This window comes from Bordetella ansorpii, from assembly GCF_900078315.1.
Taxonomy (GTDB): Bacteria; Pseudomonadota; Gammaproteobacteria; order Burkholderiales; family Burkholderiaceae_B; genus Bordetella; species Bordetella ansorpii.
Genome location: NZ_FKBS01000002.1, coordinates 126,102 through 139,672, shown reverse-complemented (window position 1 = coordinate 139,672; position 13,571 = coordinate 126,102). Strand labels below are relative to the sequence as shown.

The 13,571-nt window shown below is 64.3% G+C and carries 10 protein-coding genes; 9 read left to right on the top strand and 1 reads right to left on the bottom strand.

Features of this window, described 5'->3' with window-relative positions:
• Window positions 1-157 precede the first annotated feature (157 nt).
• The 4 genes from ftsH (at window position 158) to A7W11_RS00600 (ending at window position 5,280) form a co-directional block, all read left to right on the top strand.
• Complete coding sequence (gene ftsH / locus A7W11_RS00615; RefSeq protein WP_066406390.1) at window positions 158-2,047, top strand: ATP-dependent zinc metalloprotease FtsH; 1,890 nt, start codon at window positions 158-160, stop codon at window positions 2,045-2,047.
• 32 nt (window positions 2,048-2,079) lie between these two features.
• Complete coding sequence (folP, locus tag A7W11_RS00610) at window positions 2,080-2,919, top strand: dihydropteroate synthase (RefSeq protein WP_066406388.1); 840 nt, start codon at window positions 2,080-2,082, stop codon at window positions 2,917-2,919.
• A complete protein-coding gene (gene glmM / locus A7W11_RS00605; RefSeq protein WP_066406385.1) occupies window positions 2,919-4,265 on the top strand; it encodes a phosphoglucosamine mutase in 1,347 nt (448 codons plus the stop codon). Before folP ends, glmM begins: the two co-directional genes overlap by 1 nt.
• A gap of 220 nt (window positions 4,266-4,485) precedes the next feature.
• Complete coding sequence (locus tag A7W11_RS00600) at window positions 4,486-5,280, top strand: GNAT family N-acetyltransferase (protein WP_066406384.1); 795 nt, start codon at window positions 4,486-4,488, stop codon at window positions 5,278-5,280.
• Between the two features lie 180 nt (window positions 5,281-5,460).
• On the opposite strand, the gene ppx is transcribed toward A7W11_RS00600, so the two are convergent.
• On the bottom strand, window positions 5,461-6,951 hold the full coding sequence (gene ppx, locus A7W11_RS00595) for an exopolyphosphatase (protein ID WP_066406380.1): 1,491 nt from the start codon (window positions 6,949-6,951) through the stop codon (window positions 5,461-5,463).
• Window positions 6,952-7,137: 186 nt separating this feature from the next.
• Between ppx and ppk1 the strand changes: the two genes are divergently transcribed.
• From ppk1 to pstB, 5 genes are all read left to right on the top strand, one after another.
• Entirely contained in the window at window positions 7,138-9,267 is a 2,130-nt protein-coding gene (ppk1, locus tag A7W11_RS00590) for a polyphosphate kinase 1 (protein WP_082887008.1), read from the top strand.
• A gap of 343 nt (window positions 9,268-9,610) precedes the next feature.
• The gene (gene pstS, locus A7W11_RS00585) at window positions 9,611-10,654 is read left to right on the top strand and encodes a phosphate ABC transporter substrate-binding protein PstS (protein ID WP_066406377.1); all 1,044 of its coding nucleotides are present in this window, start codon (window positions 9,611-9,613) and stop codon (window positions 10,652-10,654) included.
• A gap of 158 nt (window positions 10,655-10,812) precedes the next feature.
• The gene (pstC, locus tag A7W11_RS00580; protein WP_066406376.1) at window positions 10,813-11,838 is read left to right on the top strand and encodes a phosphate ABC transporter permease subunit PstC; all 1,026 of its coding nucleotides are present in this window, start codon (window positions 10,813-10,815) and stop codon (window positions 11,836-11,838) included.
• A 27-nt stretch (window positions 11,839-11,865) separates the two neighbouring features.
• Entirely contained in the window at window positions 11,866-12,720 is an 855-nt protein-coding gene (pstA, locus tag A7W11_RS00575) for a phosphate ABC transporter permease PstA (protein WP_066406375.1), read from the top strand.
• Window positions 12,721-12,761: 41 nt separating this feature from the next.
• A complete protein-coding gene (gene pstB / locus A7W11_RS00570) occupies window positions 12,762-13,538 on the top strand; it encodes a phosphate ABC transporter ATP-binding protein PstB (RefSeq protein ID WP_066406371.1) in 777 nt (258 codons plus the stop codon).
• Window positions 13,539-13,571: the final 33 nt, after the last annotated feature.

Below are 13,571 nucleotides of genomic sequence, written 5' to 3'. Positions count from 1 at the left end.
GTTATCTGCGCGCAATAGCGCGAAAACGCGTTCTTTCCCGACAGGGTAGAATGAGTCATTCACATGAAAAAGTGGCTGCGCTTCCGGGTTTTTTCCGCGGGTGCAAACCCGGCATCGATCGCAGCCACCGGTCGGAATCGAGAGCAGGAGATCGGCCTTGAACAATTCGTTTTCTAAAGTCGCGGTCTGGATGGTGATCGCACTGGTGCTGTTCACGGTATTCAAGCAGTTCGATGGCCGTGCACAAAGCCAGGACGGCGTCACGTATACCCAGTTCATGGACGACGCCAAGGCAGGCCGTATCCGCAAGGTCGACGTACAGGGCGACGTGCTCTACGTCACCCCCGACGCGGGTCGCCAGTACACGCTGACGTCGCCCGGCGACCTCTGGATGGTGTCCGATCTGCTGAAGTACGGCGTGCAGGTGTCCGGCAAGGCGCGCGAAGAGCCGTCGCTGCTCATGAGCATCTTCGTGTCGTGGTTCCCCATGCTGCTGTTGATCGGCGTGTGGATCTTCTTCATGAGGCAGATGCAGGGCGGTGGCCGGGGCGGCGCGTTCAGCTTCGGCAAGTCGCGCGCCCGCATGCTCGACGAGAACACCAACCAGATCACCTTCGCCGACGTCGCGGGTTGCGACGAGGCCAAGGAAGACGTGCAGGAGCTGGTCGATTTCCTGCGCGACCCCAGCAAGTTCCAGAAGCTGGGCGGCCGTATTCCGCGCGGCGTGCTGATGGTCGGCTCGCCCGGTACCGGCAAGACGCTGCTGGCCAAGGCCATCGCGGGCGAAGCCAAGGTGCCGTTCTTCAGCATCTCGGGTTCCGACTTCGTCGAAATGTTCGTCGGCGTGGGCGCGGCCCGTGTGCGCGACATGTTCGAGAACGCCAAGAAGCATGCTCCCTGCATCATCTTCATCGATGAAATCGACGCGGTCGGCCGCCAGCGTGGCGCCGGCCTGGGCGGCGGCAACGACGAACGCGAACAGACCCTGAACCAGATGCTGGTCGAGATGGACGGCTTCGAGTCGGGCCAGGGCGTCATCGTCATCGCCGCCACCAACCGTCCCGACGTGCTGGATCCCGCGCTGCTGCGTCCGGGCCGCTTCGACCGGCAGGTCGTGGTGCCGCTGCCCGACATCCGCGGCCGCGAGCAGATCCTCAAGGTCCACATGCGCAAGGTGCCCCTGGCCACCAACGTCGATGCCACCGTGCTGGCACGCGGCACGCCGGGCTTCTCCGGCGCCGACCTGGCCAACCTGGTCAACGAGGCCGCGCTGTTCGCCGCCCGCCGCAACGGTCGCACCGTCGACATGTCCGACTTCGAAAAGGCCAAGGACAAGATCATCATGGGCGCCGAGCGCCGCTCGATCGTCATGCCCGAAGAGGAACGCAAGAACACCGCGTACCACGAGTCCGGCCATGCCATCGTCGCCCGCATGCTGCCCAAGACCGACCCGGTCCACAAGGTCACCATCATCCCGCGCGGCCGCGCGCTGGGCGTGACCATGCAGTTGCCCGAGACCGACCGCTACAGCATGGACAAGGGCCGCCTGCTGTCCACCATCGCGGTCCTGTTCGGCGGCCGTATCGCCGAAGAGATCTTCATGGACCAGATGACCACCGGCGCCTCGAACGACTTCGAACGCGCCACGGCCATCGCCCGCGACATCGTCACGCGCTACGGCATGACCGACGAACTCGGCCCCATGGTATACGCCGAGAACGAGGGCGAGGTCTTCCTGGGCCGCAGCGTCACCAAGACCACGCACGTGTCCGAAGCGACCATGCAGAAGGTCGATTCCGAGATCCGCCGCATCATCGACGAGCAGTACGGCGTCGCGCGCAAGATCCTGGAAGACAACCGCGACAAGGTCGAGGTCATGACGGCCGCGCTGCTCGAATGGGAAACCATCGACTCGGACCAGATCGACGACATCATCAACAATCGTCCTCCGCGTCCCCCCAAGACGCCGCAAGGTCCGTCCGACTCGTCCGATACGCCGCCGGCGTCGGGCCTGGCAGCGGGCGGCAGCACGGCAGCCGCCGTCTGACGGCCGCATAGCGGCCAGGGTCTGCCAGCTTCATGGCAAATACCTTCCTGTGCGGGCGCTTCGAGTTCGATCTCGAGCGCCCGTTGGTCATGGGAATCGTCAACGTCACGCCGGACTCGTTTTCCGATGGCGGCGAGCATGACGACACCGATTCCGCCGTGGCGCATGCGCGCCAGCTGATCGCCGAAGGCGCCCACATCCTCGATCTCGGTGGCGAATCCACCCGGCCGGGCGCCGATCCCGTGTCCATCGAAGACGAGCTGCGCCGCCTGCTGCCCGTCATCGAGGCGCTGCGTGATTGCGGCGTGCCGCTGTCCATCGACACCTTCAAGCCCGAGGTCATGCGCGCGGTGCTGGATGCCGGAGCGGACATGATCAACGACATCTACGGTTTCCGTCAGCCCGGCGCCATCGAGGCGGTGGCGCAGACCCGTTGCGGCCTGTGCGTCATGCACATGAAAGGCGAGCCGCGCACCATGCAGGAAGCGCCCGAATATTCCGATCTGCTGGGCGAGATCGGGGTGTTCCTGGGCGCACGCGCGCAACGGCTGAGGGCGGCCTGGGTCGATCCTCGCCGTATCGTGCTCGATCCCGGTTTCGGGTTCGGCAAGACGATGGACCAGAACTACCAACTGCTGCGCAGGCTGTCCAGCCTGCGTGTTTCCAGCTACCCGCTACTGGTGGGGCTTTCACGCAAGTCCATGATAGGCGCCGCCACGGGCAAGCCCGTGCAGGATCGCCTGGCAGGCAGTGTCGCCGCCGCGCTGGCATGCGTGGCGCGTGGCGCCGCGATCGTGCGCGTGCACGACGTCGCCGAAACCGTGGATGCGCTGAAGGTCTGGCACTGCGCGGAACAAGGAGCCATACGCTGATGAGTCAACGCAAGTATTTTGGTACCGATGGGGTGCGGGGCGAGGTTGGCGGCCCCACGATCAATCCCGGCTTTGCCCTGCATCTGGGTTATGCCGCCGGCAAGGTGCTGGCGCGCAAGCAGGCCATTCGTGGCGGTGGCCGGCCCCAGGTGGTCATCGGCAAGGACACGCGCATTTCCGGCTACATGCTCGAATCCGCGCTGGAAGCCGGATTGTCGGCGGCGGGCATCGACGTGTTGCTGGCCGGTCCCATTCCCACGCCCGCCGTTGCCTACCTGACCCGCGCCCTGCGCCTGGTCGCCGGCATCGTCATCAGTGCATCGCACAATCCGTACCAGGACAACGGCATCAAGTTCTTCTCGGCCCAGGGCATGAAGCTGCCCGACGAGGTCGAGGCCGAGATCGAGGCCGAGCTTGAACAACCCCTGGGCTGCGTGCGTTCCGAAGAGCTGGGGCGCGCGCGCCGCATGCAGGATGCACAGGGCCGCTACATCGAGTTCTGCAAGAGCACCTTTCCGTCCGATCTCGACCTGAACGGCATGCGCCTGGTGGTCGATGCCGCGCATGGCGCGGCCTACCACACCGCGCCGCACGTGTTCCGCGAGCTGGGCGCCGAAGTGCATTCCATCGGCGTGTCGCCCGATGGCTTCAACATCAACGACGGCGTGGGTGCGCTGCACCCCGAGTCGCTGGCCAAAGAAGTGAAGGCCCGCGGCGCCCACCTGGGCATCGCCCTGGACGGCGACGCCGACCGGCTGCAGATGGTCGATGGCGATGGCCGCATCTATGATGGCGATGAACTGCTGTACGCCATCGTGCGCGAGCGCCTGCAACGCGGTCCGGTCGCCGGCGTGGTCGGCACGCTGATGACCAACTACGGTCTCGAACGCCAACTGCAGCAGTTGAAGGTGCCGTTCGAACGCGCGAACGTGGGCGACCGCTACGTGCTTGAACAACTGCTGGAACGCGGCTGGATGTTCGGCGGCGAAAGCTCGGGCCACCTGCTGTGCCTGGATTGCCACACCACGGGTGATGGCATCATCGCGGCGCTGCAGGTGCTGACGGCGCTGCGCCGTGGCGGCGAGCCGCTGGCGCATTGGGTGGGCGACCTGCGCATGTACCCGCAGACCATGATCAACGTGCCTCTGGCGCCCGGCCTGGACTGGAAAACCCACCAGGGCCTGGCGGCTGCGCGCCAGTCGGTCGAGGGGGAACTGGCGGGCCGGGGACGGGTGCTGATCCGGGCCTCGGGCACCGAACCCAAGCTGCGCCTGATGGTCGAGGCCGAGGACGAGCAGCTTGCTGGCAAGTGCGCCCAGCGTCTGGCGGACGCGCTGTCCGCCTGACAATTCGTTGACCAGGCGGCTGCAACGGCCGCCTGCTTTACGGTGGTTTTCTCACGACAGAAGACCACCGTCATGGCATCGTATCCAAAGGTTACTTTTGCCGTTGCGTGCCGCCCGCTCGGGCTTCTTCAGGCATAAACTTCACAATCACGTAACATATCAGTCAGATTACTGACATGACGCGCGTCCAAACTGGCAGGATATTTAGGAGTTCCGCGCAATGCTTGAATTAGCACGCATCGACACTGGCAGCGCCGAGGGCGCTCAGAATTGGTCGGGTCCCGCCCCGCGCGGACTCGCTGTCGGCTTGGCTCGCACCAGCGAGGAAGTCGAGCAGATCCAACGCCTGCGCTACACCGTTTTCACCGAAGACATGGGCGCCGTCTTCCCCGATGCCCAGGACGGCATCGAGCAGGATCGCTTCGACCCCTGGTGCGAACACCTGATGGTACGCGAACTCGATACCAATCGGGTGGTGGGCACCTATCGTATCCTGACCCCCGAGAAGGCCCGCGAAGCCGGCGGCTACTATTCCGAATCCGAATTCGACCTGTCCGGCCTGGGTAGCCTGCGCGAGCAACTGGTCGAAGTGGGCCGTTCGTGCACGCACGCCGACCATCGCAGCGGCGCCGTCATCATGCTGCTGTGGTCCGGCCTGGCCGAGTTCCTGCGCCGCGGCGGCTACAGCTACCTGCTGGGTTGCGCCAGCGTCAGCCTGCGCGACGACGGCGTCACGGCCGCCGAAGTGTGGCGCACGGTGTCCAAGCATCTCCAGGATCCGAACACGCCGCGCGTCAAGCCGCTGCACCGCTACCCGGTCGAGCGCCTGAACAGCACGCTGCCGGCACGCGTGCCGCCGCTGATCAAGGGTTATCTGAAGCTGGGCGCCAAAGTCTGTGGCGAACCGGCCTGGGATCCGGATTTCAATGCGGCCGACTTCCCCGTGTTGCTGACCATGGCTGGCATGGACGAGCGCTATCGCCGCCATTTCGGCCTGGATCGCGCGGAGCGCTGATCATGCGCAATCTGCTGCGTCGCGCCCGACTCCGGTTTATGCAGCGCGTGACGCGGCAGCTTCTGCTGGAGCTCGACCAGCTCGAACGGGAAACCAACGTCGCGCCGTAACCGTCCGACGTGATTCGTCCGCGGTAGCTCGTCCGCACGAAGACAAGCGCCTCCCGGCACGGCTTTTTCTTCAGAGTTCGAGCAGCTCGAACGAGAAGCCCACCTTGCGCCATTCCGCCTCTTCGGCGCGCAGGGTGAAGTCGCTCAGCGGATGGCGCGACAGCCATGCGCCATCGACCCGGACCACGATCGAATCCCCCTTTACAGACAGGCGCACGGGAATGGGCGAGAGGTCTTCGCGGCGGCGGAACAGCAGGACCGCCAGGCGCAGGCACAGGACCGCCATCCATTGATCGCGCTGCGGCGCCAGCGGTTCGAGCTTGGCCAGCTTGCCCAAGTGGCCCAGCACCAGCATGGCCAGCAGTTGCTGGTCGGCGCGAGAGAAGCCCGGCATGTCGGCGTTCTCGAGCACATAAGCCGTGTGCTTGTGATACGTGTTGTGCGCGATCGACAGGCCCACTTCGTGCAGGTCGGCGGCCCAGCCCAGCGCATGACGCAGGTGGGCCGTGTCGTCGGTGGGTTCGGTGATGACGCTGTCGTAGAAGTCCTGCGCGGCCGCGCGCACGCGGCGCGCCTGATTGACATCGACGTGATAGCGCTTCATGAACTGGCGCACGGATTCGTCGCGCTTGTCGTGCTCGTCGTCGCGGCCCAGCAGGTCATACAGCACGCCCAGGCGCAGCGCGCCGTCTCCGGTGTGCATGGCGTCGATGCCCAGTTCGTCGAACAGGGCGCTCATGATGGCCAGGCCGCCCGGCAGCACGTCGGCGCGCTCGAGCTTGATGCCGGGCAGTTCGGACGGGATGACGCGGCCGGAACGGATGATCCGTTCCTTCAGCTTGTTCATGCCCGAGCGCGTGATGCCATCCTGCGAGAAACCGCACTCTTGCAGGATGGCGAACAAGGCCTTGGCCGTGCCGGACGAGCCGTAGGCTTCCTTCCAGCCCATCTTGCGGTATTGCTTGGCGATGACTTCGATTTCGCGGCGCGCGGCCAGTTCGGCCTGCTTCATCTGGTGCGCATCGACCAGGCCGTCGCCGAAGAACTGTCGGCTGTAGCTGACGCAGCCCATGTACAGCGAGGACATCAGGTTGGGCTCGAAACCCTTGCCGATGATGACTTCGGTGGAGCCGCCGCCGATGTCGATGACCAGGCGTTTCTCGGCCGAGGGCGGCAGGCTGTGCATCACGCCCAGGTAGATCAGGCGGGCCTCTTCGCGGCCGGCGATCACTTCGATGGGGAAGCCCAGCGCGGCTTCCGCCTGGGGCATGAATTCCTGCGTGTTGCGCGCCACCCGGAAGGTATTGGTGGCGACCGCGCGCACCCGGTTGGGGTGGAAGCTGCGCAGGCGCTCACCGAAACGCTGCAGTACCGCGACGGCGCGGTCCACGGCCTCGGCGGAAAGGCGCTTGTCGGCATCCAGGCCGGCGGCCAGGCGCACGGTTTCCTTCAGGCGGTCGATCTGGTAGATCTGGGCGACGCCGTCCTGTTGGACGACGCGCCCGATCGAAAGGCGAAAACTGTTGGACCCCAGGTCCACGGCGGCCAATAAATGGTCCATGCGGCTCGTTGTAAGGCTATAGATCAACCGGAATTATAGAGAGAGGAGGGGATTGGCGGGCACGGATCGCGTTTCCGCTTGCGGAACAATGGCTTGGCGGCGCGTATTGGGGACGTTTTGACGTACCCTTATGGTTTGGGACACTGATTACCGCAGTGTGACGGCTCGAACACCTTCATTTCTTCCATGACAAACCAGGAACTCGACAAACGCCAGGAATCGCAATCCGCCGACACGGCCGGCACGGCCCCCCGTAACGCAGAGCCACGCATGCTCAACCGTGAGCTGTCGCTGCTCAAGTTCAACGAGCGGGTGCTGGCCATGGCCGAGAATCCCCGCGTGCCGCTGCTGGAACGGCTGCGCTACGTCTGCATCGTCAGCGCCAACCTGGACGAGTTCTTCGAAATCCGCATCTCCAGCCTGAAAGAGCAGCAGCGCCTGACGCCGGGCGCGGTCGGCTGCGACGGCCTGACGCCGGGCGAGGCCTTCGAGCGGGTGCAGGCCAAGGTGCACAAGCTGGTCGAGCGGCAGTACGAGCTGCTCAACAGCGAGATCCTGCCGGGCCTGCAGTCCGAGGGCATCGTGCTGCTGCACGCTTCCGAATGGAACGAGCAGCAGCTCGACTGGGCGCGCGACGTGTTCAACCGCGAGGTCATGCCGCTGCTGACCCCGATCGGGCTGGATCCTTCCCACCCGTTTCCCCGCGTCTACAACAAGAGCCTGAACTTCATCGTGGCGCTGCATGGCGCCGATGCGTTCGGCCGCCGCGCCTCCATTGCGGTGGTGCAGGCGCCGCGCGCGCTGCCGCGCCTGATCCGCATGCCGGCCGAGGTGTCGGGCCATCCCGACGGCTATGTGCTGCTGACGTCGCTGTTGCGCGCGTTCGTCGGCGAACTGTTCCCGGGGCTGGAGATCCGCGGCTGCTATCAGTGGCGTGTCACCCGCAACAGCGATCTGTTCGTCGACGAGGAGGAAGTCACCAACCTGCGCCTGGCCTTGCAGGGCGAATTGTCGCAACGCAATTTCGGCGCGGCTGTGCGCCTGGAGATCGACCGGCTGACGCCGCCCGACCTGGAAGCCTATCTGCAGCGCGAGTTCTCGCTGACGCCGGTGGATACCTACCGGGTCAATGGCCCGGTGAACCTGTCGCGCCTGATGCAGCTTTGCAGCAACGACGCGCGTCCCGACCTGCTGTTTCCGTCTTACCACGCCGTGGTGCCGGCCCCGTTCGACCGGGTGGGCGACAAGCCCGCCGAGCTGTTCGCGGCCGTGGCCGAGCGCGATCACCTGCTGCACCATCCGTACCAGTCGTTCCAGCCGGTCATCGATTTCCTGACGGCGGCGGCCCTGGACCCGGACGTGATGGCCATCAAGCAGACCATCTACCGTACCGGCGAAGACTCCGAACTGATGAAGATCCTGCTGGCCGCCGCGCGCGCAGGCAAGGAAGTGACGGTGGTGGTCGAGCTGATGGCGCGCTTCGACGAGCAGACCAACATGAACTGGGCGGCGCGCCTCGAAGAGGTGGGCGCGCACGTGGTGTACGGCGTGGTCGCCCACAAGACGCACGCCAAGATGGCGCTGGTGCTTCGACGCGAGCAGGGCAGGCTGCGCCGCTACGCCCACCTGGGCACCGGCAACTATCATCCGCGCACCGCCCGGCTGTACACCGACTTCGGCCTGCTGACCGCCGATCCGGACTTGTGCGAGGACATGGACAAGGTGTTCGGACAACTGACCGGCCTGGGCGCGCGCCGCTCGCTGAAGGCGCTGCTGCAGTCGCCGTTCACCATGCACGACACCATGGTCGGGCTGATCCGCGCCGAGGCCGAGGCAGCCCGCACGGGCAAGCGTGCGCACATCATGGCCAAGATGAACTCGCTGCTCGAAGAGCGGGTGATCGAAGAGCTGTATCTGGCCAGCCAGGCGGGTGTGCGCATCGATCTGGTGATCCGCGGCGTGTGCACGCTGCGGGCGGGCGTGCCGGGGTTGTCCGAGAACATCAGGGTCCGTTCGGTGGTGGGACGTTTCCTGGAGCATTCGCGGGTCTTCTACTTCCACGCCGAGGGCAAAGAGCTCGTCTACCTGTCGTCGGCCGACTGGATGGACCGCAATTTCTTCCGCCGTGTCGAGGTCGCGTTCCCGGTGAAGGACAAGGCGCTGAAGAAGCGCGTCATCGACGAGGCGTTCACGTTCGCCCTGCGCGACAACCAGCTCGCCTGGCAGCAGCAGCCGGACGGCACCTATGCCCGGGTGCGCAGCCGGCGCGAGGGCTACGACGTGCACACCCAACTGATGAAGACGCTCGGGCAATAAAAAAAGCGTCGTGTTCTTGTGGCGAGCCCTCTGCGGACGAGAGCGGCCGGGAAGCGGCCTTCGGTGACAGCGCCGGGTCCTGCCGAAAGTTTTTCAAACGACTTTGCGCTTCTTGACAGAGGAATCGGCCCGCTCTACGTTGCGTCGCAACATATAATTTCCCGCCTTTTCAGGGACATATGGCTGTCCTGTGCCTGAAAGCGCGGGGTATCGTTTTTGGATGGGGCGGCGGCCATTTGTGACTGTCACTATCTTGTCATTTTCGACTTCTAAGATGCGCCTGTCGGTCAAGGCTAAGTACTTTGACCCTCGCCGGAATCCTCAAACAAGCACAGGAACCACGATGCTCAAACGTGTCTTCAAGCAAGTTTCCCTGACGGTCGCCCTGAGCGCGGCTGCTTTCGCCGCTCACGCCGTTGATATCACCGGCGCTGGCGCTTCGTTCCCGTACCCGGTCTACGCCAAGTGGGCGTCGGACTACAAGGCTGCTTCGGGCAACGCCGTCAACTACCAATCGATCGGTTCGGGTGGCGGTCAGCAACAGATCAAGGCCAAGACCGTCGACTTCGGCGCCTCGGACGATCCCCTGAAGGCTGCTGATCTGGAAAAGAACAACCTGCTGCAATTCCCCGCCGTCATCGGCGGCACGGTTGCCGTGGTGAACATCGACGGCGTCAAGGCCGGCGAACTGAAGCTGTCGGGCCAGGTCCTGGGCGACATCTTCCTGGGCAAGATCAAGAAGTGGGACGACGCCGCCATCAAGGCGCTGAACCCGAACGTCAAGCTGCCCTCGGCTGACATCGTCGTGGTTCACCGCTCGGACGGTTCGGGCACGACCTTCGGCTTCACGAACTACCTGTCCAAGGTCAACGCCGAGTGGAAGTCGTCGGTTGGCGAAGGCAAGGACGTCAAGTGGCCCACCGGTCAAGGCGGCAAGGGTAACGAAGGCGTCGCCGCCTACGTTGGCCAGCTGAAGAACTCGGTCGGTTACGTCGAATACGCCTACGCCAAGCAGAACAAGCTGGCCTGGACGCAAATGCAGAACGCCGCCGGCAAGTTCGTGCAACCCGAGCAGAAGGCTTTTGCCGCCGCTGCCTCGAACGCCGACTGGAAGAGCGCTCCCGGCATGGGCGTGGTCCTGACGAACGAACCGGGTGACGCCTCGTGGCCCATCACCGCCGCTACGTTCATCCTGATCCACAAGTCGCAAGACAAGCCCGCCCAAGGCAAGGCCGTCATGGAATTCTTCGACTGGGCCTTCAAGAACGGCGGCAAGGCTGCTGAAGCCCTGGACTACGTGCCGCTGCCCCAGAACGTCACGGACGAAATCCGTGGCCAGTGGAAGTCGGAAGTCAAGTCGGCTGACGGCAAGGCTGTCTGGCAGTAAGCAGGACAAACCCGCGGTTGCCCAGGTAGAGGCGCTTTACCTGGGCGTGTAAACCGCAGCAGGCGCCGGCATATGTGCCGGCGCTGGCAGACCCGGGGGGCGCACAAATCATTGGGCGCCCCTTTTCATCTCTGAGATTTCCCAAGGAAAGCCCATCCATGAGCGCGGTAATGGATAATAGCGCCTCGATTCCATCGGACAGAGCGACGTCGTCTCCGGTCATGACTGCCGGAACTCCCCCGCCTGTCAGCCAGAACAATAACGCGCTGATGGATAAGCTGTTCAAGAACCTGACGCGATTCTTCGCGTTCTTCGTGTTCATGCTGTTGGCGGCGATCATGGTCTCGCTGGTCTACGGCAGCCATGAATCGATCTCCAAATACGGCCTGTCGTTCCTGTGGCTGAACGAATGGGATCCGGTCAACCAGGTGTTCGGTGCGGTGGTGCCCATCGTCGGCACGCTGCTCACGTCGTTCATCGCCTTGCTGATCGCCGTGCCGGTGTCCTTCGGCATTGCCATCTTCCTGACGGAACTGTCGCCCGCCTGGCTGCGTCGCCCGCTGGGCACCGCCATCGAGATGCTGGCCGCGATCCCGTCCATCATCTACGGCATGTGGGGCCTGTTCGTCTTCGTGCCGGTCTTCCAGCAATACGTGCAGCCCCTGCTGATCTCGGTGCTGGGCGGCATTCCTGGCGTGGGCATGCTGTTCCAGGGCCCGGCCTTCGGTATCGGCATCTTCACCGCCGGCCTGATCCTGTCCATCATGGTCATCCCGTTCATCACGGCCGTCATGCGCGACGTGTTCGAACTGGTGCCGGCCATGCTGAAGGAATCGGCCTACGGCCTGGGCTGCTCGACCTGGGAAGTGATGTGGCGCGTCGTGCTGCCCTTCACCAGCTCGGGCGTCATCGGCGGCATCATGCTGGGCCTGGGGCGCGCGCTGGGTGAAACGATGGCGGTCACGTTCGTCATCGGCAACGCCTTCCGCCTGTCCGAATCGCTGTTCGCCCCTGGCAACTCGATCGCCTCGGCGCTGGCCAACCAGTTCAACGAAGCCGCCGGCATCCAACGCGCCGCGCTGCTCGAACTGGGCCTGATCCTGTTCCTGATCACCACCGTGGTGCTGGCCATTTCCAAGGTCATGCTGCTGCGCCTGTCCGCCTCGCAGGGCGCGAAGTCCTGATCCTGGGTCCGAAAGGGAGAATACGAAATGGCTCAATCGGCACTCAACATGAATAACCCGATCTATCGTCGGCGTCATTTCACCAACAAGGTGATGTTGACGCTGTCGATGATCACCCTGGTCTTCGGCCTGTTCTGGCTGTTCTGGATCATCCTGACGCTGCTGACCAAGGGCGCCCCCGCCCTGTCGTTCACGCTGTTCACGGAAATCACGCCCCCCCCGGGGCAGCAGGGCGGCTTGCTCAACGCCATCTTCGGCAGCGTCCTGATGGCGGCCATCGGTACTGTCATCGGCACGCCGATCGGCATCCTGGCCGGCACCTATCTGGCCGAATACGGCCAGAAGGGCTGGCTGGCGCCGGCCACGCGCTTCCTGAACGACGTGCTGCTGTCGGCGCCGTCGATCATCATCGGCCTGTTCATCTACGCCGTGTACGTCGCCCAGGTCGGTCACTACTCCGGCTGGGCCGGCGCCCTGGCGCTGTCCATCCTGGTGATCCCGGTCGTGGTGCGCACCACCGACAACATGCTGCTGCTGGTGCCCAACAGCCTGCGCGAAGCTACCGCCGCGCTGGGCTGCCCCAAGTGGCGCATGATCATGATGATCTGCTATCGCGCCGCCAAGACCGGCATCATGACCGGCGTGCTGCTGGCCATCGCCCGCATCTCGGGCGAAACCGCGCCGCTGCTGTTCACCGCGCTGTCCAACCAATTCATGTCCACCAACATGAACGGCCCGATGGCCAACCTGCCGGTTGTCATCTACCAGTACGCGGCCAGCCCCTTCAAGGACTGGAACGACCTGGCCTGGGCAGGCGCCACGCTGATTACCCTGCTGGTGCTGGGCATCAACATCCTGGCCCGCAACCTGTTCCGTAAATGATCGCCAGCCGGCGCCAGAGGCGCCGGCACTAGGAAAGCCAAATGGACAACATCGCTACCGCTACGAAAAGCAAGATCGAGGTCAAGAACCTCAACTTCTATTACGGCAAATTCCATGCGATCCGCAACGTGAATATGTCGATCCGCGAAAACAAGGTCACCGCCTTCATCGGCCCGTCGGGCTGCGGCAAGTCGACCCTGTTGCGCACGTTCAACCGCATGTTCGAGCTGTACCCCGGCCAGCGCGCCGAGGGCGAGATCATCCTCGACGGCGAAAACCTGCTGACGTCCAAGACCGACATCTCGCTGATCCGTGCGAAGGTCGGCATGGTGTTCCAGAAGCCCACCCCGTTCCCCATGAGCATCTACGACAACATCGCCTTCGGCGTGCGTCTGTTCGAGAAACTCAGCAAGGGCGAGATGGACGAGCGCGTCGAATGGGCGCTGTCCAAGGCCGCCCTGTGGAACGAGGTGAAGGACAAGCTGCACCAGAGCGGCAACGGCCTGTCCGGCGGCCAGCAGCAGCGTCTGTGCATCGCCCGCGGCGTGGCCATCAAGCCTGAAGTCCTGCTGCTGGACGAGCCCTGCTCGGCGCTGGATCCGATCTCGACCGCCAAGGTCGAAGAGCTGATCGCCGAACTGAAGAACGACTACACCGTCGTCATCGTGACCCACAACATGCAGCAGGCGGCCCGTTGCTCGGACTACACCGCCTACATGTACCTGGGCGAACTGATGGAGTTCGGCGAAACCGACCAGATCTTCGTCAAGCCGGCGCGCAAGGAAACCGAAGACTACATCACCGGCCGTTTCGGCTGATGCGTCTGGCCGCGAGGCGGGCCGTGGGCCTGT